The sequence below is a fragment of the Rhizobium aureum genome (genome assembly GCF_030182495.1).
Taxonomy (GTDB): Bacteria; Pseudomonadota; Alphaproteobacteria; order Rhizobiales; family Rhizobiaceae; genus Rhizobium; species Rhizobium tropici_C.
In genome coordinates, this window is record NZ_JAQJCI010000002.1 from 193,931 (window position 1) to 218,239 (window position 24,309).

Sequence of the window (24,309 nt, forward strand, 5' to 3'; positions counted from 1 at the left end):
CCTTATCGGATGGCAAGACCGGTGCTGACCTTGATGAGATCACCGGGCAATACCTGCGTATTCTCCTGGGCCTGGATCTCCTTCGACTGGCCGTTTTCGTCGCGGATGATCGTGTAGGTGACGCTCACACTCTGGCCGCTGGGATCGAGGTTGCTTGCATCCGAGGATTGGGCAAGTGCTTCCTGCATCAGCGACTGGCTGGTCGAGAGCTTCAGCTGCAGGGTTTCCAGCTGCGTATCGGTATCCTGCATATCCTTGGCCAGCGAGTTCTGCCAGTCGTTATGCACCGTATTCTCGTCCTGGGTGGCCTTGTTGATGTCCTGTTTGGCTTTCAGCGACGCCGTTTCCGTATCGAGAAGCGTGGCCTCCAGATCGGATGCGCGCTGTTCCGCGGAGATCCGGCGGGAGGCGAGCTCAAGCCCCCGTTCGGCCAGGCTTTCGACCTTGTCGCGGTCGGCCTTTGCCAATTCCAGCTGGCGGCTCTGCGTCTCGTTCTTTTTCGAAAGGGCTTCGACTTCGTTCTGCAGAAGGGTTTTCAGATCTTCCAGCGACTGCAGCTGGTTCCTCATGCGCTCGCTGCGGGTCTGCATCAGCGCCCGCTCGCTTGCAAGCATACTTTCTGCTTGCGGCGTTTGCTTGAGTTCCGGGGGAACCTCGATTTCATCCTTGCCGGACAGTTCGGCCAGCAGGCGCGCCTTGCGCATCAGAAGACGGCCGCGTTCCGCCATGTAGACGACGGCGTCGCCCTTGGCATTGATGAAATCCCGTGCGAAACGCTGGCCGGCATCGGCGCGACGCATGCCGCCTCCCAGGCTGACGGCCTTGAGCACGGTAAGATTGGGCGCGAAAGGATATTCGCCCGGATTCTGCACCTCGCCTGAGAGATAGATCGGGCGGAACTGGGAGAGCTCGACTGAGGCCGAGGGGCGATCACGCAGGCCGAACTGCTTCTGCAGCCCGAGGCCGATGGCCTCTGCGATCTGGTCCGTGGTCTTGCCGAGCGCGGGCATGTCGCCGATGAAAGGAACGGAGATCGAGCCCGAAGGGCCGACTGTGTAGTCGCCGGAAATCGAGGACCAGTCGCGAACGGCGCCTTCTGCGGTCTGCCATTCGGCAACGCGTACATGCAGCTTGTCCATGACGCCCAGATGATATCCGGGCAGATTGTCGGCCGAAGCCGAGACGGACGCTGCGCAAAGGCTGAGAGCGACGAAAGCTGCGCATCGAAGAGATGTATTCACGCGAACAAGCCTCTTGAAAGGCCGAAATTCAATCATGCAGGATCTTCCCTGTTTGTGGTTGGCAGCCGCGCCGAGCGCGGGAAACCGCAGGGGGTGGCCCGCGGTATCTGCCGGTCATCATCAATAGCTGCCGCGCGAGAGGCAGACCGCAGGAATGGTTTTGGCGATGATCTTCATGTCGCTGCCGAGCGACCAGTTCTTCACATAATGCGTGTCGAAGGCGACACGGCTGGCATAGGAGACGTCGTTGCGGCCGCTGACCTGCCAAAGGCCCGTCAGGCCGGGGCGGGACTGCAGATAATAGATCGCAGCGGTCTCATAGAGCTCGAGCTCGTCCTCCACGACCGGTCGCGGGCCGACGATGCTCATTTCGCCGCGGATGATGTTGATCAGCTGCGGCAGTTCGTCGAGGCTGAGCTTGCGCAGCACCGCGCCGACGACGGTGACGCGAGGGTCGTTCTGCAGCTTGCGGGTTGCGCGCCATTCTTCCATTGCCTTCGGATTGGCTTGCAGATAGGCCTGAAGAACCTTGTCGCCGTTGACGACCATGGTGCGGAACTTCAGGCAGCGGAAGCTCTTGCCATTATGGCCGATGCGGCGATGGCCGTAAAAGGCGGGACCCTGATCCGTAAGTTTCACCAGCAGCATCAGCATCAGGAAGAGCGGGCTGATGAGAACCAGGGCAGTCATTGCGGCAGAGACGTCGAAGACGCGTTTCAATACTCCACCAGTTGGCGGAAAGACGTCGCTTTCCGCGGCGCTGAAAAAAGCCGATGTGGCCGATCTCGTCGCAGACTTCATAGAGAAAACTCCATTCATGTTGACGATTGGTCGGAAATTCTCGGACGCGTAATTAGAGCCGGGATGAACGGAGTGTAGGCTGGGAATTAGACTTTTTAAGCCAAACTTTTGTAGCGATATGGCATGGCGGTATATATTTACCGCATCAGTGGTGACTTGGTTTAAATCAGTGATCAGGAATGGATGAGTTGTACTGTATCAAACCTCGTATAATATCGGGGTTGATAGCTCTGTCGCCTCATAGTCGATAGTTTCTAAGGATATTATAGGCGGTGAACAGTAAGTTGTTCATTATCATTGGTTTCGAAAGCTTTCGGTCGTTCTAGCCTCAGCTATATGCTATCTTGACGCTACGCGCACTTCTTCAGAGGATATATTGCACTGCAGCAATATTTTGCGGTGCACATACTGAGGGCGGCTTTTCCAGGACTTTGTAATAAAAGTTGATTGAATTGACGAGGAAGCTACAGGTGCCTGGCGGGTCGCGCCTGTCTCCAGAGTTGCATATTGGTGCCGTATATCCATATAATTGCAATGAGAAAGATGAACAAATTCAATTGTAATTATAATCGAGGTGTAGTTTTAACAGGCGCAGCGTTAGGATCGTCTCAATTCGCAACGGAACACTGTGACTTGGTTGAATCTCAATGAATCATAAAATATATTTGACTTTCAGGTCTGATAAGGGAGGAAAGACCTTGATTGCTTTTTACATGATGGCTCAGCGGGCGAGGTAAGATTATGTACGCGCCGCGCGTTTTTATCAGCATGTTGGGCACGCTGATCGTATTTGCTACCGCAACATACTTTTTGACGAATTCTCTTTGGACCACGTTCGTCGAGACGATCATCTGTGCCGTCCTCCTGCAGACCGGCTATTTTCTGGGCGTGCTCTATCTCGTCTGGAAAGAGCGCAGGTCGCGCCCTGCCTTCCTGGCCGAAGACAAGGGGCTCACGCCGGGTCCGGAGGATACGAAGGTCGGCGGCCTCTCCACGTCCAATTTCAAGCGTTCCGAGCCGTTCAACCCTTAACTCCGGCCTTGAGTCGGCCCTAAGTTGGGATGGCCAGGCACATCTTTTGCCAGCCCGGCGGTTGCCGGATCGAAGCCATGTCCTAAGTCTCCGGCAGAACCATTGGAGGCTGACGTGACCGACAGTGCAGAAAAAGGCGTCTGCGTAATCATCGCCGCAAAAAATGCCAGCGACACCATTGGGCTGGCTGTTGCCTCGGCTCTTCGGGAGCCGGAAGTCGCAGAGGTCGTCGTCATCGACGACGGTTCGACGGACGGAACCGCCGCCGCCGCCGCCAGCGCCGATGATAACAGCGGCAGGCTGACCATCCGAAAGTTCGAGAAGAACCGCGGTCCGGCCGCCGCGCGCAATCACGCGATCGAGATATCCAAGGCCCCGCTAATCGGCATTCTCGATGCCGATGATTTCTTCTTTCCGGGGCGTTTCGCCTCGTTGCTTGCCGCCGACGATTGGGATTTCGTCGCCGACAATATCGCCTTCGTCAATGCCGACACGGTTCCGGACGCCCATGCAAGGCTCGATCACTTCGATGCGAAGCCGCGCTTTCTCGATCTCGTTGCCTTCGTCGAGGGCAATATTTCCAAGCGGGGTGTGCGCCGCGGCGAGATCGGTTTCCTCAAGCCCCTGATGCGGCGGTCTTTTCTGGATGCGCACGGCCTGCGCTATGACGAGACGCTACGCCTCGGCGAGGACTACGATCTCTATGTGCGCGCGCTGGCCAAAGCCGCGCGCTACAAGATCATCCATAGCTGCGGCTATGGCGCGGTCGTGCGCAGCGATTCCCTGAGCGGCCGGCACAGGACAGAGGATCTGCGGCGGCTCTATGAGGCCGACCGGGCCATCCTTGCCAAGGGCGGCCTTTCTTCGGCGGATGCAGCCGTGATCCGCCGCCACGAGCGGCATATTCGCGACCGCTACGAGTTGCGACATTTCCTCGATATCAAATCGCAGTCCGGCCTGTTCTCGGCTGCGGCCCATGCACTGTCGCATCCCTTCGCCGTTCCGGCGATTGCCGGCGGCATCCTGGCGGACAAGACGGAGCGTTTCCGCAAGCGCGGCGGCGCATCCATCGCCCATTCCGGAGCGAATGGTCTGCGCTATCTGCTGCAGGCCGCTCCGGAATAGGGATTGTTTGGAAATTGAAAGCGGTCCAGCGTTTCACGGAATCGCCGAACCGCTCCTTCTCTTTGTTTTCTCGCGATTCCGGACGGAAAACCGCTGCGCAGTTTTCCTGGAATTGCTTCAGAGATAATCGCGCCGCACACCTTCGATCGCGGCGAGCAGGCGTTCCTTGCAGGCTGCGAGCGCCCCGTCTTTGCTCAGCTGCGGCTTTGCCTTGCTGGCCTGCCAGAGAGCCAGGGCCGAGGGCACGGCAAGCGCCTGCTTCGCCATGACCCGGAACGTGGTCTGCTCGGGATCGGCAAGCATGACATTTTCCCCGTATCGCTGCTTTTCGAGTTCGGCGGCAGCTTGCTTGCTGCGTTCGAAGCCGACGCCCCAGAACTTGGCGCCCTTGGCGATCGCTTCGGCGCGGGTGGAAACGGGGATGTGCTTCGGCGCATATGTCACGCCGAGTGAGCGTGCCCAATCGTTCCATTTGAAGCTGTTGATGGAACGCGACGAGCTGACCGCGATCCACGGAACGCGGAAGGCGTCGGCGAGAATGGCGCCGTGCATCGATTCCGCAACGATCAGCTCGGAGGCTGCTATTTCGCGGATCACCGCCTTCGCCTCGCCGCGGGGATCGAGATAGGAAAGGCCGACGGTTTTGCAGATCTCGGGCCAGAGGCCGGCGGCAGCCGATTCCCAATGCGGTATGAAGGTGCGTCTGCCGTTCTTGGAAATGTTCTGGAATTCCGGCATTTCCGTCACCAGCACGGCGGGATCGACAATGCCCATTTCGGCTGGCAAGCCGATCTTTTCCGCCGTCAGGGGGCCGCGGACGCTGCGGATGTCCCATTGCGAGCTATCGCGCATGTCGGGAAGGGAACCGTAGCCGAAGCCGCTGCCGATGACGAGCTTGCGTCCGTCGGCCGGCAGGATTTCCGTGTTGAGAACGGTTCCGACGCCGACCAGCAGCGTTTCTTCATGAACGTCGCGAAGGCCGGGAAGCAGGAAATCCCAGAGCCAGAGATTGAGATCGTCACCGAAATTGCCATGGGTGGATTCCCAGTGGAACGGCTTCATGCAGGACTCCTTGCTGACCAAACGATAACGGGGACATGCCGATGGCTCTTGGATGCGGCATGCACAGCATATGCTGCGGTGCAAAATCTAGGGCGCGAGTTTGCCCACGGCAAGCTGCATCACGCTTTGTAAAATTGCAGGGTCGCGCAAGGCCCATTTTGCCAGCAATCCGAATTGCGGCAGGCGCCGCTGCCGCAGCTGCCGCGCCTGGCTCCAAAGTGCCTGGCGCCGGGCGCGGTTTTTGTAAAGGCGGATGGCGGCGACATCCTGAGGCCGGCGTGAAAATCTCTGTTCCAGCGTGTCGAGCGCCGTCCAGGTGTTGAACTGCTGACGCAGGAATTGCGGGGAATCATTGTCGATGCTGTGAAATATGTTCACGCCTTCGCCACGCAGTGCGCCGGCATTTTCGCATAACAGCACACGTCTGGCCGCCAGGGCACAGTCGCAGAAATAAAGGACATCTTCCGCAGCCAGCCGCAGCGTCGGTTCGAAGCGTACCTTTTCGAAGAGAGATCTGCCGATCACCATGCAGGACATGTGCAGGAAGCTCCAGTCCTGCAGCATGACGCTGGCGACATTGGGGATCTCGATGATGGCCGGTTTATCGGACAGCCGCACGATATCGGCTGATTTTGCGAGTTCGGCGATGCTGAAATGATAGTAGAACTCTTCGCCTCCGTCGATGGAATCCCAATAGCAATCGGCGTCATGGCGCGTCAGCGCCTCGAATGCGTTGTTCAGGTGCTCGGGCGCCCATTCATCGTCGGAATCGAGGAATGCAACAAAACGGCTGGCCGCCGGTACATTGTCGAGACCGGTATTGCGCGCCCCGCCCGGTCCGGCATTGGTCTGGCGAATGAGGCGAATGCGCGCGCGCTCCTCAGCGCCCAGCGATTGCAGCTCTTTTTCCGCCGGGAGCGGTGATGCATCATCGACGACGAGAATATCGAAATCCTGAAAAGTCTGCCGGGATATCGATCTCAAGGCGCGCTGCAGAACGCCCGGTTGCTTCTGATAGAACGGAATAATAATCGTGAGAGACGCCATATTCCCGCCTTTACGGTTTTCAATCCAAGAATTTTCGGCCTCATCCCCGGGGACGTAACCATCGGCGTTATCCATCGCTAATTTTTGGCTGCTTGCCCGGCGATGGATGCCGCCGCGACGCCAACAGGTAGCGTCCATTCGGTAGGGAGCAATGTCGAAAGCGGAGATTTCTCAAACTTTATCCCTGCTGGATGCGATGCCGAATGCCTCTCCGGTGATCTATTGTGACACATTGGTTCTCAGGATTGGACGGCATTGCATCCATGGGAAGAGCGGTGTCGATCGATATTCCCATATTGATTGCAATAGTGTCGTATTTTGGTCATGCTTCGCACTGAAAAGTCTGCTGCGCTGCAAAAAATCTTCACCCTTCGGTAAAAATCTACCTACGTTGAAAACCTTGCGTGAAGTCGGCATGCAAAAGTGCTCCATTTTCCTTAACTCCTTTTTTTTGCACGATTTTTCTCCTACGCAATGCAATTGTTTAAGCTTTCGAGCAATCCGAAGGGGTTGCTCGAACGCGGTGCGGGATATCACTTTTCGCCCATTTTTGCTGCGCCGCCATATTCCCTTTCCAAAGATCGCCCTAGGTTACGTCTGCGAGCTCTGCTCTGCTCTGAACGAAATAGCTGCAAGGGGGGATGCAGCACGAAGAAAGGGTGACAGACATCGTGAATGTGACTGCCAACGTGTCTTCGCGGATAAACCTCATGCGTATCGTGCTCATCTCGGGCATCATCTTTGTCCATATACCGTTCGATACGCGTACCAGCCCGTTCAACGGCGCATATGGCCTTTTCGACTGGCTGCGGGTGTTCCTTCGTGACAGCCTGTTCCGTGTCGGCGTGCCCTGCCTGAGCGCGATTTCGGGTTACCTGCTGTTTCGCCAAGGCACGACATCGCTGGACTATGGGAAGATTATCCGCCGAAAGACAAAGACAGTCATCCTGCCTTTTATGCTGTGGAACAGTGCGTTCTTTGTATCCGTCCTGATCCTCCAGTACTACGGAATTGGTGATGGATATCTGCCTGATTTGTCGGAATCTACTCCGCATACACTATCGACCCTTCTGTTCGCGATTGACGGCGCGCCGATCAATCTGCCGCTTTACTTTCTACGCGATCTTTTCGTCTGCATCCTGCTGTCGCCAATTCTTGCTTTTCTCATCAGCCGTGCGCCGTTGCTGACATTGGCTTTCCTGCTTCTCATCGCGGCCTGGCCGGTATCGATCGGAATCGTGCTGCGGAACTCGATCCTCTTCAGCTTCAGCTTCGGAATTTATCTCAGCCTCTACCGTGTCGATGTGACGGCGATGGATCGCTATGTCGCGCTGATCGGTCCCGGCTTCATTGCGCTTGCAGCACTTCTGGCAACCGCCGCCTATGTGGAAGGACCCGGTTTGCCCTTGTGGCTCGAGGTTTGCCGCAATCTGATGGTGATCGTCGGCATTCCAGGGTTCTGGGCGCTATCGTCGATCTTCATCCGCAGCCGCATGGGGCAGAGGCTGGCTGAAACGGGCAGCCTCAGCTTCTGGATCTTCTGTGCCCATTATCCGCTGCTTTTCTGTGTCTGGGTTCTCTGGAAGCGCGGCGGCAGCGACCTCTATCCGATCTTCTATCTTTTGGCGGCGGCGCTTGCCGTGCTGCTGCTGCCTCTGACGAATGGCATGGCGCGTTCCGCCCTGCCAAGCCTCCATAACCTGCTGACCGGCAGCCGGACGCGCCCACTGGCCGAAGCCCGAGCTGTCCAGATCCGCGCCGCCGAAGATCGGCGGGCGCGCTCCGAGCAAAGGTGATGCCATGACGACATCGAAGAGCTACGTGCAAAGATTTGGTCTTGTCTCGATCGCCCTTATGGGTGCCTGCTTCGTGCCTCAGGTGGCATCCGCGCAGGATGATAAGCCGACGGCGGGATCCTTCGTCGACAATTTCGAGCGACTGGACACCAGCCGCTGGTACATCTCGGACGGCTGGAACAATGGGCCGTTTCAGAATTGCACCTGGTCGCGCAAGCAGGTGACCGTCACCGACGGAATGCTGCAGCTGCAGTTCCTCCAGTCCAAGACCGGTCAGCGAAACTACGCCTGCGGCGAGATTCAGACCACCAAGCGCTATGGCTACGGCACCTACGAGGCACGCTATCGTACGGCTGCCGGATCTGGCCTCAACTCCGCCTTCTTCACCTATATCGGCCCGACCGACAAGAAGCCGCATGATGAGATCGATTTCGAAGTGCTCGGCAAGAACCCCGGTCAGGTCCAGGTCAACCAGTATGTCTCGGCCAAGGGCGGCAACGAGAAGCTGGTGCCGGTTGCCGGCGGTGCCGATCAGGGTTTCAACGATTATGCCTTCGTCTGGGAAAAGGACCGCCTGCGTTACTATGTGAACGGCAAGCTGGTTCAGGAAGTCACCGACCCTTCGAAGATACCTACCAATGCCCAGAAGATTTTCTTCAGCCTGTGGGGCACGGACACGCTGAGCGACTGGATGGGCAAATTTGCCTATTCCGGCCAGCCGGCAGTCATGCAGATCAAGCGCGTTGCCTTCACCGCAGCGGGCGAGAAATGCCTCTTCCCGGAATCGATCACCTGCAAGATCGATTGAACCTGACCGGTCGCGCGGTGCCTTGCGCGGTCGGTCGTGATGCCAGGATGCAACACCAACCACACCAGGCGTTCGGTCCCGGCCGGGCGCAAAAGCGGAAACTTTGATGCTGCATATTCTTTATTTCGTTCACGATCTTGCCGATCCGGCTGTGCGCAGGCGGGTGCTGATGCTGCAGGCCGGCGGGGCGCTCGTGACGCTGGCGGGCTTCCGGCGCGACGACAATGCGCTTGCCGCCATCCATGGCATCGAACCGATCGAGCTCGGCAAGACGCAGGATGCCCAGTTTGCGCAACGTGTCGCCGCGGTGGCCAGATCGGCGGCGAAGCTGCGTAGCGCATTGCGTTCCGTTGCAAGACCGGATGTCATTATCGGCCGCAATCTGGAGATGCTGACGCTCGCCAATCGCGCCAAATCCGTGTTCGGCGGCGATATGCCGATCGTCTATGAATGTCTCGATATCCATCGGCTGCTGCTGCGCAACGATGTGGTGGGCGGTGCGCTTCGCAGCGCCGAGCGCCATTTCGGTTCGCAGGCGGCATTGCTCATCACCAGTTCCCCCGCCTTTGTCGAGCGCTACTTCCGGCCGCGCTCCGGCCTGCGTCTGCCGGTCATGCTGCTCGAAAACAAGGTGCTCGCCCTTGAACCTGCGGCAAATGCCGTTGCGCCGGTCATCCGCCCTCCGGCTGCAGGCAAGCCATGGAAGATCGGCTGGTTCGGCGCGCTTCGCTGCCGGAAGTCGTTGACCTTGCTCGATGAATTTTCCCGCCGGATGGAGGGACGTTTCGAGATCGTGCTGCGGGGTAGGCCCGCTTACTCGGAATTCGACGATTTCGATGGCTTCGTGCGCAAAGCGCCGTTCATGCACTTTGCCGGCGCCTATAAGAATCCCGAGGACCTTCAGGCGATCTACAACGATGTCCAGTTTTCCTGGGCGATCGACTTCTTCGAAGAGGGCCTGAATTCGAGCTGGCTGCTGCCGAACCGCCTTTACGAGGGCGGCCTCTACGGTGCCGTTCCCATCGCCATGGAGGGCACCGAGACGGCACGCTTTCTGGCAAGCCGACAGATCGGGCTTACGCTCGATGCGGCCGACGCCGCGCAGCTGGCGGCGCTCTTGGGCGGGATGGACGGGCAGCGTTACGTTGCCGCCTTCGACGCCGTGGCGTCGCAGGATCGCAAGCAATGGATGATCGATCGCGCCGATTGTCATGGTCTGGTGCAGCGGCTGGCGTCGCTGACGCGCGCAAACGAACAGATCGCCGAAATAAAGGCCCTCCCACAACTGCATCGCAATAGAGGTGGATTGCAATGACGAACGGAAGTTCAGGGGACATGCGTTGCATAATCGTTATTCCCTGCCTCAACGAGGAAAAGCACATCGAGCCGCTGATCGGTAAGCTCGGACAGGCTTTGGACGAACTCGATGCCAGGATCGTGGTGGCTGATGGCGGCAGCACGGATCGCACGCGCGAGATCGTCAGGGAGATCGCCGCGGGGGATCCGCGTATCCTGCTGCTTGACAATCCCAAGCGGCTGCAGAGTGCTGCCATCAATCTCGCCATGGAAACCTTCGGCGACGATTATGACTATTTCATCCGTATCGACGCTCATGGCGATTATCCGGCCGATTACTGCCAGACACTGGTTCAGGAAGCCTGCGCCACAGGCGCGGATTCCGTTGTCGTCGCCATGCGCACCATGGGCTTCAGCGCCTTCCAGAAGGCAACGGCCGTGGCACAGAACTCCAAGCTCGGCAACGGCGGCTCGAAACATCGCGAAGGCGCCAAGGGCCACTGGGCCGAGCATGGGCACCATGCGCTGATGCGCGTCGCGGCCTTCCGGTCGGTCGGCGGCTATGACGAGACCTTCAGCCACAACGAAGATGCCGAACTGGATTACCGCCTGCACAAGGCGAGGTTTCGGATCTGGCTCACGGACAAGACGGCCATGACCTATTATCCGCGCGCCAGCGTGCCGACGCTCTTCAAGCAGTATCTCGGCTACGGCCGTGGCCGCGCGCGCAACATCCTCAAGCATCGCAGCATGCCGAGCCTCAGGCAGATGCTGCCGCTGGCAGTCGTGCCGATCTTCATCGGCGCCTTCCTGGCCGTGCTCAACTGGATTGCGGTCATTCCTATCGGCCTCTGGGCCGTGGCCTGCATCGCTTACGGCTTCTGGATCGCTCTCGGTCAGAAGAATCCTTACGGCCCGCTGGCCGCCATCTCGGCCATGGTCATGCATTTCGCATGGTCGATGGGTTTCTGGATGGAAGTCTTCAGCTTCCGCAATCGCAGGATCGCGTCATGACACAAGTCCATCGACGCCCGATCAGGATCGATATCGCTGTTTGCACCTACCGCCGGGCAGAGCTTGACCAGACGTTGCTGTCGCTTGCCGTGCTTGCCATTCCCACCGGCGCGATTGTCCGTATCATCGTCGCCGACAATGATGTCACGCCGAGCGCGCGGGGCCGTGTCGACGCCATGCGTTCGGCCGTGCCCTTTGAAATCGTCTATGTCCATTGCCCGGCATCGAACATCTCGATCGCCCGAAATGCCTGCCTGGATCATACAAGCGGCGATTTCATCGCTTTCATCGATGACGACGAGACGGCGTCGGAAGATTGGCTGGCGGAATTGCTCATCATGGCCGACACGACTGGTGCCGATGCAGTTCTCGGCCCCGTTCAGGCGGTCTATGCGAATGTCGCGCCCGCCTGGATGCGGCGCGGCGATTTCCATTCGACCTTGCCCGTCTGGGTCGCGGGAGAGATTGTCACCGGTTACACCTGCAATGTGTTGCTGCGCCGCGGCGCGCCTTCGCTTGCCGGCCGGCGTTTCAATATCGCGCTCGGCCGCAGCGGTGGTGAAGACACCGAGTTTTTCATGCACATGCACAAGGCGGGCGGCCGGATCGCCTATGCCGAGGATGCGTTGGTCTACGAACCCGTCCCCGACAAGCGCGCCACGGTTTCCTGGCTGTCGAAGCGCCGCTATCGCATGGGCCAGACGCATGGACGCATGCTGCTGGAAGCCACGAATGGCTTCGGGCGCTGGCGCGCGATTGCGCTTGCCGGCACGAAATCCGCCTATTGCTTTGCCGCTGCCGCATTGCTCGCGGCCTCTCCCATCAAGCGCCATCGCTATGGCCTGCGCGGCATCATGCATGCCGGCGTCGTCAGCGGCCTCTTCGGAGTTCGCGAAATCGAACAATATGGAAGTCTGGAGAAGGCGCCGCAATGACGGATTTCATCCCCGATGTCAGCTTCGTCATTGCTGCCTACAATGCCGAGGAAACGCTGGAGCGCGCCATCGACAGCGCGCTGGCGCAAGGTGCCGTCAGCATGGAAGTGATCGTCGTCGACGATTGCTCGACGGACAGAACGCGGGAGATCGCCGGCAACCATCCCGATCCACGTGTTCGTCTCGTTGCCATGGCCCGCAATGGCGGGCCGGGCGCTGCTCGCAATGCCGGCCTGGATGCGGCCCGTGGCCGCTGGGTGGCCGTGCTCGATTCCGATGACGCCTTGCGGCCGGACCGTATGGCGCGCCTGATCGCCCGGGCGGAAAAGGCGGAGGCACAGATCGCCGTCGACAATCTCGACGTCATTCGCGAGGACGTCGGAACGACGCTTCCCATGTTCCCAGAGGCGATGCTGGTGCGCATGCCGACACTGACGCTGGCCAAGTTCATCGCCTCGAACATGATTTTCCAGTCGGAGCACAACTTCGGCTATATGAAGCCGGTCTTCGATCGTGCCTTCATCGAGAAGCATCGCCTGCGCTTCGATGAAACCCTGCGGATCGGCGAGGATTATATTTTCCTTGCTTCCGCCCTTGCCCGGGGCGGCACCTGTGTCGTCGAGCCGATGGTGGGCTACCTCTATTATATTCGCGATGGCTCGATCTCCCGTGTTCTTAAGAAGGAACATGTGGAGGCCATGCTTGCCGCCGATTCCAGGTTCTTCGCCGAACATCCCTTCGGTGCGGCGGCTCTTGCCGCGCAGCGGCGGCGCACGCGCAATCTCAAGGAAGTCATCGCATTCCTGAAGCTGGTCGACAGCATCAAGGAACGCGAGCTGCAGACCATGCTGAAGATCGCCTGCCTCAATCCGCGCGCGGTGCGCCATCTCAGCATGCCGATCTTTGCCCGTTTTCGTCGGCTGGCAGCCTCTCTGCGGAGCGGCCGCCAGGTAACGCCCACCTCTCAACTTACCTCGCCCCTGCCCAATATGGGCGCAGGCCCTCACTCTAACAAAGGATAGAGCCATGGACCCCAAGCATCGTGTGAGAAAAGCAGTCATTCCGGTTGCCGGCAACGGAACACGCTTCCTGCCCGCCACCAAGGCAATGCCGAAGGAAATGCTGACGATCGTCGATCGTCCGGTCGTGCAATATGCCGTCGATGAAGCCATCGAAGCCGGCATCGAGCACATCGTCTTCGTCACCAGCCGCAACAAGTCGGCGATCGAAGATCATTTCGACGATACGCCGGAGCTGATTTCCTCACTGCAGCGGGCTGGCAAGAGCCATCAGGTTACCGAGTTGGAGCGCCTTCTGCCGCGCGCGGGTGCCGTCAGCTTCACCCGCCAGCAGGCTCCGCTCGGTCTCGGTCACGCCGTCTGGTGTGCCCGCGACCTGATCGGTAACGAACCCTTCGCGCTGCTGTTGCCCGACATGCTGTGCTACGGCATGCGCGGCTGCATGGCAGGCCTGATGGATCTCTATAACGAAGTTGGCGGCAACATCGTCGCCGTCGAGGAATGTGCTCCGGAAGAGACGTCGAAATACGGCATCATCGGCAAGGGCAATGCGGTTCGGCACGGCTTTGCCGTGACCAAAATGGTCGAAAAGCCGCACCCGTCCGAAGCGCCTTCAAACTTTTACCTCAATGGCCGTTATATTCTTCAGCCGGAGATATTCGACATTCTGGCCCGTCAGGAGCGCGGTGCCGGCAACGAGATCCAGTTGACCGACGGCATGCTGCGCCTTTCCGAGACGCAGTCCTTCCATGCCCAGGTCTATAACGGACGCACTTTCGACTGCGGGTCCAAGCAGGGCTTCATCGAAGCCAATGTCGCCTTTGCGCTGGCTCGCGCCGATATCGGCGGACTGGTCTATGACTCGATCCGCAACCTGGTCGTCTCGCACGAAGCGCAGATGACCGCCGCTTAAGCCTGTTCACATCTTGGTCTGCGGCCGGGAAGGCCGCGGACCTGGCTTATTTTCATTCAGGCTTCTCCGACAAGGTGGTCGCCATGCATCAGAAGAACTTCAATTTCCACAGCGCTCTTCCGCAAGCGGAATCGCAGGATGGCTTCATCGATCTCGATCGGTTGATGGCGGTCATTGGCCGTCGCATCCGCACCATTATTTTCGCCGTGGCCGCTTTCGTCATTCTGGCCGTCGCCTATCTGCTCACTGCTACCGCGAGCTACACCTCGATGACGCAGATATTGCTCGACGAAAGCATGACGAAATATGCGGAGGATCAGCCGCCGGCGGCAAGCAGCCAACAGGCGGATATGGAAATCGCCAGCGCGGTCGAAATCCTGAAATCGAACGAGATGGCGCTGCGTGTCGTCGATACGGCCGGTCTTGCCGATAACAACACGCTGCTCAATCCGCCGATGTCGCCGGCAGCACTGCTCAAATCCGGTGTCGGCCTGATCGTCAGCGTCTTCACGCCGTCCCGCCCCCCGATGACGCCTGAAGAGCAACGCGAGGCCCAGCGCCAGAAAGTTGCGGCCGTCCTGCAGCAGAGCCTCAAGGTCGAGCGCGTTACGCGAAGCTCGGTCGTTGCCGTCTCCTTCAGCTCGACCGACAAACGGCTCGCCGCCACGGTCACGAGCGCCTATGCAAACGCCTATCTGACCGATCAGCTGAACGCCAATTTCGATGCGACCGAGCGTGCTTCCGTCTGGCTGCAGGAACGTCTGAACGACCTGCGCCAGCGCGCGCAGGAAGCTTCGCTCGAAGTCGAGAAATACAAGGCCGACAATGGGCTGACCTCGACCGGCGGGGAACTGATGTCGGAACAGCAGATTTCCGATTTAAACAAGCAGCTGATCATCGCTCAGGCCGATACGGCCAGCGCAGCCGCGCGTTATAATCAATATAAGTCGATCATCGACCAAGGTCCCGATAACGCCGTCAAGAATGCCACCATCTCGTCGAGTTCGACCGACAATTCGGTGCTGCAGGATCTGAAGACGCGTTACCTCGCTGTTCAGAAGCGCGAACAGGACGTCACGCAGAATTTCGGTGCCGACCATCCGCAGGCCGTGGCGCTCAAGGCCGAGCGGCTGGACATTACCCGGCAGATCTACCAGGTCCTTCAGCAGCTCACCGCCAGCTACAAGAACGAGCTTGATGTCGCGCAGTCGCGGGCGGAATCGCTGCGCGAAAGCATCGACAAGGTCGTCGGCAAGAATTCCGAAGCCAACAAGTCGCTGGTTCATCTGAATGAGCTGAACCAGAAGGCGACGGCGCTGAAGGGTCTTTATGAATCCTACCTTGGCCGTTTCGAGCAGGCGAGCCAGCAGCGATCCTTCCCGATCGCCAAGGCGCGCGTCATCTCGGTTGCCGGCGTGCCAACGGCGCCGTCGAGCCCGAAGAAGACGCTTGTCATGGCTCTTTCCGTGATCCTCGGCCTGATGGTCGGCTGCGGCGTGGCCGCTTTCCAGGAGTTCCGCGACCGTTTCTTCCGCGTCGAAGCCGACGTGCGCTCCGCGCTTGGATTGAAGTTCCTTGGCTATCTGCCGCTGCTCGGCCAACAGGCGAGCGGCAAGAAGAAGCGGCGCAAGGGGAATATCGGTCAGGAGCCCGCGACCGCCGAGGAGGCGGAACAGGGCGTTACCTTCGAGCGGATGATGCGCATCTCGGTCGAAGCGCCGCGCTCGATCTTCGCGGAGACGCTCAGGAACGCAAAGCTCGCCAGCGATGTCATGCTGCAGGGTCGCGCCGACCGCGTGATCGGCGTCATCTCGGCGCTGCCGGGTGAGGGCAAGTCGACGACGGCCGCCAATTTCGCCGCCCTGCTTGCCAGCAGCGGCAAGCGCACGCTGCTGATTGACGCCGACTTGCGCAATCCGGGCCTGAGCCGCACGCTGAAGTCTCGGCCACAGGCCGGCCTGATCGAAGCCGTGCTTGGTGAAGTGCCGTGGACCAATGCGGTCAAGGTCGATCCGCGCACCAAGCTTGCCATTCTGCCGGTTGTGGTGCGCGATCAGCTGCTGCATACCAGCGAGCTTCTGTCTTCTCAGGGCATGCAGCAGCTGATGGAGAATGCGCGCAAGATGTTCGACTATATCGTCGTCGATCTTGCTCCGCTCGGTCCCGTCATCGATGCGAAGGCCTTTGCCCCGCAGGTCGATGCCTTCCTGTTGGTGACCGAATGGGGCGCGACCCCGACCAATCTGGTGCGCAATGTGCTGGAGCAGGAGCCGCAGATCAATTCGCGCGTTCTTGGCGTCATCCTCAACAAGACCGACATGTCGGAACTGCCGCGCTACAGCGATTTCGGCGGAACGGAGCGCTATCGGCAGAAATATGTGAGCTACTACACCGAGGTACAGCCGCGCGCCCAGGTGGACGCGTAGTCTGCTTATGCCTTGCCGGCCTTGAGCCGAGTCCTTGCCAGGGCATGTTCACGCCAGATCGTGAATATGCCCGCCGCCACGACGATGAGCGCGCCCAGGATCATGGGCGCGCTCAGTCTTTCGCCGAATATGGCAACGCCGATAATGGCGGAGAAAACAAGCTGCAGATAGGTCAGCGGCTGGATCACCACGGCGTCGAGCAGGTCGTAGGCGCGAATAAGGAAATAATGGCTCGATACGCCCGTCAGGCAGAGAATACCCATGAAGATCCAGTCATGCGGTGCGAGCGTCGTCCAGAAGAATGGCCCTATGCAGCTCATCGCGACAGCACCGACGACACCCGTATAGAAAAAGCTGGTCATGGCCCCGTCTTCGCGGCTGACATAGCGCGTGAGGACGACATAGAGCGAAAACAGCAGCGCACCGAATAGCGGCACCAGGAACCGTGCGTCGAAGACGCCGCTTTCCGGTTTCAGGATCAGCAGCACGCCGACGAAGCCGCAGCAGATCGCCAGCCATCGCCGCCAGCCGACTTTCTCGCCGAGGATCGGTATGGACAGCAACGCCACCATCAGCGGGCCGGATGAAAAGATCGCCTGCGTATGGGCAAGGCCGACGATGACGAAGGACGAGATGGCGACGACGATCTGTGCGGCGAGCAGCAGGCCGCGGGCAATCTGCAGGACTGGCCGCTTGGTCCTGATGTTGCGTCGCAGGCCGCCCGGAGCGCGCGAGGCCATGGCGATGGCAAAAAGCATGAAGGCCCAATAGCGGATCATCGCCACCAGGAGCGGCGGATAGGCGCTGACGAGATGCTTGGATATGCCGTCCTGTATGGCGAAGATGCTGATGGCCAACAGCGTGAAGGCGTAACCGGCTTTGTTGGATTTCATGATTTTCGAAGGAAGAAGATGTGCGAGGCCCCGGAGGCGCCGGGACCCGGCGCCACGGTCACTTTAGGCTATTCGTCGTTTCAATCATAGGATCATTATTTGCCTTCCGGCCCCGCCGGCTAGCAGCATCAGCCCTTCTTGCGTTCCGCGACGAAGGCGCTGAAACCTTCGATGAAGGTTGCCAGATTGTGTTTGACCTTCTCATCGGTGAGTTCGCCTTGTTCATTAAAGACGCCGCTGGCCCGCGACACCATCAGCCGGCCGCCGAACCAGGCATCGGCGCCGAGCGTGCGCAGGACCGTCAGCCAGGCATTCTGGCTGAGAATGGTGCCGAAATTACCGGGCGAGGCTCCGAGGACCGCGATCGGCTTGCCGCCGAAAACCTGGGCGATATCGGAGGAGGGGCGGCTCATCCAGTCGATGGCGTTCTTGAACACGCCTGGAAGCGAGTTGTTGTATTCCGGGGTAAACAGGATCAGCCCGTCGACCGAGATGGCAAGATCCTTGAGCTCCTGGACTTTTTCCGGAATGCCGTCCGCAGCCTCGAGATCGGCGTCATAGAGCGGCACGCCATGGATGGTGCGGGCGATCAGTTCGACACCGCTTGGTGCCAGGTCGACGGCAGCATGGAGCAGAGCCGTGTTGAAGGAGCCTTTACGCAGGCTGCCTGATATGCCGAGTATCTTCATTGCTTCCTCCATTTGCCATGATGGGGAGACATTTATGCTTCGGCGTCCTGCGTCAAGGTCTGACGGCGATCTTATGCTGCAAGCAATGACTTCAGCCTGACGGAGCTTGCCGCCAGGGCATTGCGATCCGGATGCGCACGCGCCGCGATCAGCATTTCGGCAAGCCTGATATCGCGCGCTATCGCATTGCCGCGGCCGATGCCGCTGGCGGCGAGCAGTCTTCCGTCCGCGTCCAAATGGAAGAGGATGAACGCCCCGTCATCAAGATCGCGCCGCACATGAGCGACCGCCTCATCCGCAAGGCCGGCGATCTGCAAGGTCAGGTCATACTGGTCGGACCAGGACCAGGGGACGGCCGATATTTCCGCGCCTTCTCCCAGCATGTTGGCGGCGGCGAGGTTCGCCTGTTCCTGCGCATTGCGCCAGGATTCGAGGCGCACACGCCTTCCACCGTAAAGTGCCAGTGGAAACGAACAGCAGTCCCCCGCCGCGTAAATGTCCGCAATGGAGGTCTCCAGCCGCTCGTTGACGGCGATGCCGTTGTCGATCGCAAGGCCGGCTTCTGCAGCCAGTGCCACATTCGGCAGCGCGCCGATGCCGACGAGCAGCAGATCGGCGAAGATCGCTTCGCCGCTAGCCAGATGAACGATCGCCTTGTCGGCGTCCTCCTGCACGGCTTCGATGACCTGGCCGCAGCGAATATCTACGCCTTCCTGGCAATGCCGTCCGGTAATCGCCTCGGCGATGGCATCGGGCACGCCGCGCTTCAAGACGCGCGGTAGGCCCTCGATGACGGTGACGTCGGCACCGCGCATGCGCGCCGTTGCAGCCAGCTCAAGGCCGATGAAACCGCCGCCGATGATGGCAATATGCTGCCCGGGGTAAAGAGCGGCATGCAAGGCCATGGCATCCGCATGAGTGCGCAGCACGCTTATGCGCTCCGACGTGCCGTCGATACCGGGAAAGCCGCGCGCCGAGGCTCCTGTCGCAAGCAGCAGCTTGTCGTAGCCTAGCGTTTCTCCACCCGCGAGCCTGATCGTCTTTATGGCGGGATCGATCGCCGTCACCGTGGTGTCGAGCCTCAGGTCGATCGATTGGTCGCCGTAACGCTCCAACGCGGCGATAAATTTTGGTTCGGGGGTTGCGCCCCATCCGCCTTTCGAAAGGGGCGGGCGTTCGTATGGGGCAAGCGGTTCGGTGCTGATAAGGGTGATATCCCCGCCAAATCCCTTTTCACGAAGCGCGAAGGCGGCGCGCGCACCGCATTCTCCGGCCCCGACGATGACGAAATGCGCCACGATAACCTCCTCAGAGCCCGATGAAGACGGTGCCGTTTTCGACCTTGACCGGATAGGTCTGCAGATTGACGCAGACCGGTGCGCCCTTGGCTTCGCCGGTGCGATAGTCGAAGCGGCCATTGTGCTTGGGACATTCGATGATGTTGTCCATGACCAGGCCGTCGGCGAGATGGATCTTCTCATGCGTGCACAGGCCGTCGGTGGCGAAATAATCGTCTTCGGGGCTGCGATAGACGGCGAAGGTTCGCCCGTCATGATCGAAGCGAATGACATCCTCTTCGTCGATCGCATCGGCGGCGCAGACTTCGATCCAGTTGCTCATGTTTTTCCTCCCTTTGCACGTCCGGTTTTATTGAGCGGCAGCCGGTAGCTCGCCCTGGAATTCCTCGCGATAGGGCCGCGCCGTCGGCGGCAGCTCGCGCTTCAGGAAATAATCCTCATTGCGCAATTGTCGCAGGAATGCCGGGATCATCTCGCGATAGCCGGACCATATGGACGGATTGGCTGCCGGCAGATCATGTTTGATCATCGCATGCAGCTTCGGCAGCGCGTGATAGGGCACCATCGGGAACATGTGATGTTCGACATGATAGTTCATGTTCCAGTAGATGAAGCGGCTCACCGGGTTCATCATGACCGTGCGGCTGTTCAGCCTGTGGTCGATGACATTGTCGGCAAGGCCGCCATGCTGCAGTAGGCCGGTCAGAACATGATGCCAGGCGCCGTAAAGCCGTGGCAGCCCGATCAGCATCAGCGGCAGGATCGAGCCCATGGCAATCGCGGCTGCGATGGTCGCGACATAGATGGCAAGCCAGATGCGGGCGATGCGGATCGCCTTCGGCTGCTCCATCTCGGGAATGAAGGTCTTTTCCGCAGGGCTGACGACACCGCCAGCATTGCGCAGCATGTCGACGATGGCGTGCCAGACATCGAGGATGCCGAAGAAATTCAGGACCAGGCGAAGAAGATCCGGCGGCCGCATGACGGCGATTTCCGGATCGCGGCCGACGATGACGGTATCGGTGTGATGGCGCGCATGGCTCCAGCGCCAGGTCACCGGATTGCGCATGATCATGAAGCAGGCGATCTGATAGACCGCGTCATTCATCCAGCGCGCCTTGAATGCCGTGCCATGGCCGCATTCATGCCACCGGCTGTCCGAGGCAGAGCCGTAGAGCACACCATAGGCCAGGAAGAAGGGGATAGAGATCCATGATCCCCAGAAGTAGACGGCCAGTGCAGCGAATATCACCATGCTGCCGAGCCAGATGATGGTATCGCGGATCGCGGGCGCGTCCGAGCGCTGCATCAGCGCCTTCATGTCCTTGCGTGACACATCCGTATGATACCATTCGGCGGCCGCGAGCCCCGTTTCCACTGCCAGCCTGCCGCTTTCGCCGAGCAGATCGTAGTCACGCTTGATTATTGTCGTCATTCCTGCCTCCCGCGATGTGCAACAGCGCACCGCCCTCGATGCCGAAAACGATAGATCGACTTTTTGCTTGCCTCAATGCATGAATGATGGAATCTATCAAAATATATCAAACTCTGACGTCATGAATGATGACATATTTCAGGAGTAGCCATGCGTCGCCCCACCATAGCGGATCTTGCCAAGGCATCCGGCGTCAGCGTTGCAACGATCGATCGCGTGCTGAACGGACGTCATCGCGTGCGTGAGGAAACGGCAAGGCGGGTCTATGACGCAGCGCAGGAAATCGGCTATCATGCCGTGGGACTCCTGCGTCAGCGGGTCTTCGAGGATCTGCCGCAATATCGATTGGGCTTCGTCCTGCAGAAGCCGGTTCAGGCTTTCTACCAATCTTTTGCCAAAGAAATCGCCACATCCGCGCAGGCCGTCACGACCGCGCGCATTAACGCGCAGGTCGACTTCGTCACTGCGTCGACACCGACGGCGATCGTCGAGAAGTTGAAGGCGATGGCTGGCCGCAGCCAGGCCGTTGCCCTCGTTGCGCCGGATTATCCGGCCGTCACGGCGGCTATCGAGGGGCTGAAGGAAAAAGGTATTCCGGTTTTTTCCCTGCTGTCGGATTTCTCCACGACGGCGCGCCAGGGCTATATCGGTGTCGACAACCGCAAGGTCGGGCGCACGGCCGCCTGGATCATCGCGCGCTCTGCACGGCGTCCGGGGAAGGTCGCCTGCTTCGTCGGCAGCCACCGCTTCCTCGGCCATGAGCTGCGCGAAATCGGCTTTCGCTCCTATTTCCGCGAAAATGCCCCCGAATTCGAGGTGCTGGATACGCTGATCAATCTCGACACGCCGGAGATCACCCATGAGGCGACGCTCGATCTCCTGCAGAAGCACCCTGATCTCATCGGCTTTTATGTCTGCGGTGGCGGCATGGAGGGCGCCATTTCCGCCATTCGCGAGGAGCAGCTATCGGGCAAACTGATCGCCGTCGTCAACGAGTTGACGCCGGAATCGAGGGCAGCGCTTGCCGACGACGTCGTCGCCATGGCGATCGGCACGCCATTGCCGGCACTCTGCAAGGAGCTGATGAGCCTGATGATCAGGTCCCTCGAGAGCGATGAGGCGGCCGTGCCTGGACAGAGCTTTCTGCCCTTTGAAATCTTCGTCTCGGAAAACATCTAGCATTTATGATGGAGTTTCATCATTTCGCCGAGAATTCTATCAAGAATGATGGCTAGGCCCGATGGAAGAAAGACATGAATGTCGCTAGTCCTTCGAGAAACAGGCGCGGCGATGAGGAATGTTTCTTGCGGCCGGACGTCTTGAGGAGGAGTGCTTATCATGAGTTCCATTCGCTTCGCGCTCAATCATATGTGCGCGCCGTCCCTGACACTGGAAGCGTTCTTTGCCGTCGCAAAAGAGCTCGGCATCGATAAGGTGGAGATCCGCAACGATCTCGCCGGAAACGCGATCTTGGACGGTACGCCGGCAATGGCTGTCAAGGAACTCGCGGCGCGCGAAGGCGTGGCTATCATCTCCATCAACGCGTTGCAGCGCTTCAATGAATGGAACGACGAGCGCGCCCGCGAGGCGGCGGAGCTGATCGATTATGCGCGCGATTGCGGCGCCAGGGCGCTCGTCCTTGTTCCGGTCAATGATGGCAGCGGCCGCGAGCCCGAGGTGCGGCGTGCCAATCTCCGCAAGTCGCTGTCGGCCCTGAAGCCGATGCTGGAAGCAGCCGGCATCATCGGTCTTGTCGAACCGCTCGGCTTCGAGATCTGTTCGTTGCGCCTGAAGAGCGAGGCGGCCGCCGCGATCGAGGAACTGGGCGCGAAATCTACCTTCTGCCTGGTTCACGATACCTTCCATCATCATCTTGCCGGCGAGGCCGCGATTTTCCCGGAGTTGACGGGGCTCATCCATATTTCCGGCGTCAGCGATCCCGATGTTTCGGTCGCCGATATGCGCGACCCGCATCGCGTTCTCGTCGATGCCAGGGATCGCCTCGACAATGTCGGTCAGCTGCGCGCGTTGATCGCTGCCGGCTATGCCGGCCCGGCATCCTTTGAGCCTTTCGCTCCGACAGTCCATGCTCTGAATGAGCCGATTGCCGCTCTCAAGGAAAGCATGGCCTATATTGCGGGCCGGCTCTGATCGATGCGGTGGTCCGCGGGCAACTCATTTCCGCGGACTACTGCCCCCACTCGCTCAGTCATGCGAATGGGTTTCGGAGTGCTCCCCGGCATGGTCCGTTGGGATGATGTGCAGGTTCCCGAAGCGCACGCCGCGCTGCGTGATCACACTGTCTGCGAAGGTCATTACCTCTTCCGCCTTGCCCTTCAGCACGGAAACTTCGAGGCAATCATGCCCGTCGATATGGACATGAAGCGTCGAGACTGAAAGATCATGGTGGTGGTGTTGCGCCGTCGTCAGCCGGCGCGACAGGTCGCGGGTTTCGTGTTCATAGACATAGGTCAGCGTCGCATAGCATCTGGCCTCCCCGTCAACCGTCGGCTGCGCGCGCGTGACGGCGTCGCGAACGAGATCGCGCAAGGTTTCCGAGCGGCTGGCATAGCCCCGCTGCGCGCTGATCTTGTCTATCGTCTCCAGAAGATCGTCATCGATGGTGATGGTTATGCGTTGCATATCCTGATCCTCGTTCCACGCAGCGGTTGGTATCGACTAGAGGAAATTTCGAGGCGATTTGCAACGGTGTCCGGCTTTATTGCCGGCCGCGGAAACGACGCTGGTAGGCCGGGTCGTAAAGCGAGCTTTCGCGGAAATCGCTGGCGCCAAGTGATGGACCGACGAATATCAGCGCGGTGCGCTCGATCGGTTCTTCAGCGACCTTTGCCTCGATCGTGGCAAGCGTGCCTCGAACGATCCGTTCATCGGGCCACGATGCCTTGACGACGATCGCAACCGGGCAGTCCGCGCCATAAAGCGGCGTCAGATCCTCGACGACTTCTTTGAGCGCGTGGATCGCCAGGTGGATCGCGAGCGTCGCGCCGGTGGCGCCGAATTTTTCCAGCGTCTCGTTATTCGGCATGGGCGAGGCACGGCCGGAAACGCGGGTCAGAACCAGACTTTGGGCGACGGTTGGTATGGTCAGTTCGCGGCCCAGCGCCGAGGCGGCAGCCGCGAAAGCGGGAACGCCTGGGGTCAGCGTATAGTCGATGCCGTGCCGCTCAAGCCTGCGAATCTGCTCGGCGACAGCGCTCCAGACCGAGAGGTCGCCGGAATGCAGGCGCGCGACATCTTCGCCGGCGGCTGCCGCCTTCAGATACTCCGCCTCGATTTCGTCAAGCGACATCGGTGCAGTGTCGATGATGCGCGCGCCCGGCGGGCAATATTGCAGCAGTTCCGGCGAAACGATCGAGCCGGCATAGAGGCAGACGGGGCATTTTCCGATCAGATCCCGGCCGCGCACCGTGATCAGGTCGGCGGCTCCTGGGCCTGCGCCAATGAAATGCACTGTCATC

The 24,309-nt window shown here is 59.7% G+C and carries 23 protein-coding genes; 12 read left to right on the plus strand and 11 right to left on the minus strand.

The genetic code is table 11. The features are described 5' to 3' along the window. Positions 1 to 2 precede the first annotated feature (2 nt). Positions 3 to 1,277, minus strand: a complete 1,275-nt coding sequence (locus PH552_RS06710) for a polysaccharide biosynthesis/export family protein (RefSeq protein ID WP_112344570.1) — start codon at positions 1,275 to 1,277, stop codon at positions 3 to 5. An 84-nt stretch (positions 1,278 to 1,361) separates the two neighbouring features. Continuing rightward, complete coding sequence (locus PH552_RS06715; protein ID WP_112344571.1) at positions 1,362 to 2,042, minus strand: sugar transferase; 681 nt, start codon at positions 2,040 to 2,042, stop codon at positions 1,362 to 1,364. 810 nt (positions 2,043 to 2,852) lie between these two features. On the opposite strand from PH552_RS06715, the gene PH552_RS06720 reads away from it, so the two are divergent. Further along, complete coding sequence (locus PH552_RS06720) at positions 2,853 to 3,074, plus strand: exopolysaccharide production repressor protein (protein ID WP_483315479.1); 222 nt, start codon at positions 2,853 to 2,855, stop codon at positions 3,072 to 3,074. 114 nt (positions 3,075 to 3,188) lie between these two features. Further along, on the plus strand, positions 3,189 to 4,199 hold the full coding sequence (locus PH552_RS06725; protein ID WP_183761194.1) for a glycosyltransferase family 2 protein: 1,011 nt from the start codon (positions 3,189 to 3,191) through the stop codon (positions 4,197 to 4,199). A 117-nt stretch (positions 4,200 to 4,316) separates the two neighbouring features. Here the strand turns inward: PH552_RS06725 and PH552_RS06730 are convergent, their stop codons facing one another. After that, positions 4,317 to 5,261: a polysaccharide pyruvyl transferase family protein gene (locus tag PH552_RS06730; protein WP_169643310.1), complete on the minus strand. Its 945-nt coding sequence runs from the start codon at positions 5,259 to 5,261 to the stop codon at positions 4,317 to 4,319. An 87-nt stretch (positions 5,262 to 5,348) separates the two neighbouring features. After that, a complete protein-coding gene (locus PH552_RS06735) occupies positions 5,349 to 6,308 on the minus strand; it encodes a glycosyltransferase family 2 protein (protein WP_183761191.1) in 960 nt (319 codons plus the stop codon). 710 nt (positions 6,309 to 7,018) lie between these two features. Here PH552_RS06735 and PH552_RS06740 point away from each other — a divergent pair. From PH552_RS06740 to PH552_RS06775, 8 genes are all read left to right on the plus strand, one after another. Next, the gene (locus tag PH552_RS06740; protein ID WP_210278782.1) at positions 7,019 to 8,104 is read left to right on the plus strand and encodes an acyltransferase family protein; all 1,086 of its coding nucleotides are present in this window, start codon (positions 7,019 to 7,021) and stop codon (positions 8,102 to 8,104) included. A gap of 4 nt (positions 8,105 to 8,108) precedes the next feature. Beyond that, the gene (gene exoK, locus PH552_RS06745; RefSeq protein ID WP_112344576.1) at positions 8,109 to 8,912 is read left to right on the plus strand and encodes an endo-1,3-1,4-beta-glycanase ExoK; all 804 of its coding nucleotides are present in this window, start codon (positions 8,109 to 8,111) and stop codon (positions 8,910 to 8,912) included. Positions 8,913 to 9,018: 106 nt separating this feature from the next. Continuing rightward, positions 9,019 to 10,227, plus strand: coding sequence for a glycosyltransferase family protein (locus tag PH552_RS06750; RefSeq protein WP_169643306.1), 1,209 nt, complete (start codon positions 9,019 to 9,021; stop codon positions 10,225 to 10,227). Beyond that, complete coding sequence (locus PH552_RS06755; RefSeq protein ID WP_183761189.1) at positions 10,224 to 11,222, plus strand: glycosyltransferase family 2 protein; 999 nt, start codon at positions 10,224 to 10,226, stop codon at positions 11,220 to 11,222. The genes PH552_RS06750 and PH552_RS06755 overlap by 4 nt, the downstream gene beginning before the upstream one ends. Next, positions 11,219 to 12,157 carry a glycosyltransferase family 2 protein gene (locus PH552_RS06760; protein ID WP_183761187.1) on the plus strand — a complete coding sequence of 313 codons (939 nt, stop codon included), beginning with the start codon at positions 11,219 to 11,221 and terminating at the stop codon, positions 12,155 to 12,157. Before PH552_RS06755 ends, PH552_RS06760 begins: the two co-directional genes overlap by 4 nt. Continuing rightward, positions 12,154 to 13,179 carry a glycosyltransferase family 2 protein gene (locus tag PH552_RS06765; protein ID WP_285165758.1) on the plus strand — a complete coding sequence of 342 codons (1,026 nt, stop codon included), beginning with the start codon at positions 12,154 to 12,156 and terminating at the stop codon, positions 13,177 to 13,179. Before PH552_RS06760 ends, PH552_RS06765 begins: the two co-directional genes overlap by 4 nt. Positions 13,180 to 13,183: 4 nt before the next feature. Beyond that, positions 13,184 to 14,089, plus strand: a complete 906-nt coding sequence (gene galU / locus PH552_RS06770) for a UTP--glucose-1-phosphate uridylyltransferase GalU (RefSeq protein ID WP_112344581.1) — start codon at positions 13,184 to 13,186, stop codon at positions 14,087 to 14,089. Positions 14,090 to 14,172: 83 nt separating this feature from the next. Further along, a complete protein-coding gene (locus tag PH552_RS06775; protein ID WP_183761184.1) occupies positions 14,173 to 16,515 on the plus strand; it encodes a polysaccharide biosynthesis tyrosine autokinase in 2,343 nt (780 codons plus the stop codon). Between the two features lie 5 nt (positions 16,516 to 16,520). Here PH552_RS06775 and PH552_RS06780 read toward each other — a convergent pair whose 3' ends face one another. The 5 genes from PH552_RS06780 to PH552_RS06800 all read right to left on the minus strand — a co-directional run bounded on the left by PH552_RS06780 (position 16,521) and on the right by PH552_RS06800 (position 20,830). Further along, positions 16,521 to 17,408 carry a DMT family transporter gene (locus PH552_RS06780; RefSeq protein WP_169643296.1) on the minus strand — a complete coding sequence of 296 codons (888 nt, stop codon included), beginning with the start codon at positions 17,406 to 17,408 and terminating at the stop codon, positions 16,521 to 16,523. Positions 17,409 to 17,536: 128 nt separating this feature from the next. Beyond that, positions 17,537 to 18,097 carry an NADPH-dependent FMN reductase gene (locus PH552_RS06785; RefSeq protein WP_112344584.1) on the minus strand — a complete coding sequence of 187 codons (561 nt, stop codon included), beginning with the start codon at positions 18,095 to 18,097 and terminating at the stop codon, positions 17,537 to 17,539. 71 nt (positions 18,098 to 18,168) lie between these two features. After that, positions 18,169 to 19,395 carry an NAD(P)/FAD-dependent oxidoreductase gene (locus PH552_RS06790; RefSeq protein WP_183761182.1) on the minus strand — a complete coding sequence of 409 codons (1,227 nt, stop codon included), beginning with the start codon at positions 19,393 to 19,395 and terminating at the stop codon, positions 18,169 to 18,171. A gap of 10 nt (positions 19,396 to 19,405) precedes the next feature. Beyond that, positions 19,406 to 19,717, minus strand: coding sequence for a MocE family 2Fe-2S type ferredoxin (locus PH552_RS06795; protein ID WP_075855758.1), 312 nt, complete (start codon positions 19,715 to 19,717; stop codon positions 19,406 to 19,408). A 27-nt stretch (positions 19,718 to 19,744) separates the two neighbouring features. Next, on the minus strand, positions 19,745 to 20,830 hold the full coding sequence (locus PH552_RS06800; RefSeq protein ID WP_183761180.1) for a fatty acid desaturase family protein: 1,086 nt from the start codon (positions 20,828 to 20,830) through the stop codon (positions 19,745 to 19,747). Between the two features lie 150 nt (positions 20,831 to 20,980). Between PH552_RS06800 and PH552_RS06805 the strand changes: the two genes are divergently transcribed. Continuing rightward, complete coding sequence (locus PH552_RS06805) at positions 20,981 to 22,009, plus strand: LacI family DNA-binding transcriptional regulator (protein WP_183761178.1); 1,029 nt, start codon at positions 20,981 to 20,983, stop codon at positions 22,007 to 22,009. Positions 22,010 to 22,168: 159 nt separating this feature from the next. Further along, a complete protein-coding gene (locus PH552_RS06810) occupies positions 22,169 to 22,981 on the plus strand; it encodes a TIM barrel protein (RefSeq protein ID WP_169643288.1) in 813 nt (270 codons plus the stop codon). Between the two features lie 54 nt (positions 22,982 to 23,035). Here the strand turns inward: PH552_RS06810 and nikR are convergent, their stop codons facing one another. Beyond that, entirely contained in the window at positions 23,036 to 23,473 is a 438-nt protein-coding gene (gene nikR / locus PH552_RS06815; protein WP_112344590.1) for a nickel-responsive transcriptional regulator NikR, read from the minus strand. A gap of 76 nt (positions 23,474 to 23,549) precedes the next feature. Next, the gene (gene cobM, locus PH552_RS06820; RefSeq protein ID WP_169643286.1) at positions 23,550 to 24,308 is read right to left on the minus strand and encodes a precorrin-4 C(11)-methyltransferase; all 759 of its coding nucleotides are present in this window, start codon (positions 24,306 to 24,308) and stop codon (positions 23,550 to 23,552) included. Position 24,309: the final 1 nt, after the last annotated feature.

Coding starts and splice junctions, on each gene's coding strand:
- PH552_RS06785 (WP_112344584.1), bottom strand. CDS start 18,097: ATGAAGATACTCGGCATATCAGGCAGCCTGCGTAAAGGCTCCTTCAAC.
- PH552_RS06760 (WP_183761187.1), top strand. CDS start 11,219: ATGACACAAGTCCATCGACGCCCGATCAGGATCGATATCGCTGTTTGC.
- galU (WP_112344581.1), top strand. CDS start 13,184: ATGGACCCCAAGCATCGTGTGAGAAAAGCAGTCATTCCGGTTGCCGGC.
- PH552_RS06730 (WP_169643310.1), bottom strand. CDS start 5,261: ATGAAGCCGTTCCACTGGGAATCCACCCATGGCAATTTCGGTGACGAT.
- PH552_RS06775 (WP_183761184.1), top strand. CDS start 14,173: ATGCATCAGAAGAACTTCAATTTCCACAGCGCTCTTCCGCAAGCGGAA.
- PH552_RS06795 (WP_075855758.1), bottom strand. CDS start 19,717: ATGAGCAACTGGATCGAAGTCTGCGCCGCCGATGCGATCGACGAAGAG.
- PH552_RS06735 (WP_183761191.1), bottom strand. CDS start 6,308: ATGGCGTCTCTCACGATTATTATTCCGTTCTATCAGAAGCAACCGGGC.
- PH552_RS06740 (WP_210278782.1), top strand. CDS start 7,019: ATGCGTATCGTGCTCATCTCGGGCATCATCTTTGTCCATATACCGTTC.
- PH552_RS06805 (WP_183761178.1), top strand. CDS start 20,981: ATGCGTCGCCCCACCATAGCGGATCTTGCCAAGGCATCCGGCGTCAGC.
- cobM (WP_169643286.1), bottom strand. CDS start 24,308: ATGACAGTGCATTTCATTGGCGCAGGCCCAGGAGCCGCCGACCTGATC.
- exoK (WP_112344576.1), top strand. CDS start 8,109: ATGACGACATCGAAGAGCTACGTGCAAAGATTTGGTCTTGTCTCGATC.
- PH552_RS06755 (WP_183761189.1), top strand. CDS start 10,224: ATGACGAACGGAAGTTCAGGGGACATGCGTTGCATAATCGTTATTCCC.
- PH552_RS06800 (WP_183761180.1), bottom strand. CDS start 20,830: ATGACGACAATAATCAAGCGTGACTACGATCTGCTCGGCGAAAGCGGC.
- nikR (WP_112344590.1), bottom strand. CDS start 23,473: ATGCAACGCATAACCATCACCATCGATGACGATCTTCTGGAGACGATA.
- PH552_RS06715 (WP_112344571.1), bottom strand. CDS start 2,042: ATGAAGTCTGCGACGAGATCGGCCACATCGGCTTTTTTCAGCGCCGCG.
- PH552_RS06810 (WP_169643288.1), top strand. CDS start 22,169: ATGAGTTCCATTCGCTTCGCGCTCAATCATATGTGCGCGCCGTCCCTG.
- PH552_RS06765 (WP_285165758.1), top strand. CDS start 12,154: ATGACGGATTTCATCCCCGATGTCAGCTTCGTCATTGCTGCCTACAAT.
- PH552_RS06710 (WP_112344570.1), bottom strand. CDS start 1,277: ATGATTGAATTTCGGCCTTTCAAGAGGCTTGTTCGCGTGAATACATCT.
- PH552_RS06750 (WP_169643306.1), top strand. CDS start 9,019: ATGCTGCATATTCTTTATTTCGTTCACGATCTTGCCGATCCGGCTGTG.
- PH552_RS06780 (WP_169643296.1), bottom strand. CDS start 17,408: ATGAAATCCAACAAAGCCGGTTACGCCTTCACGCTGTTGGCCATCAGC.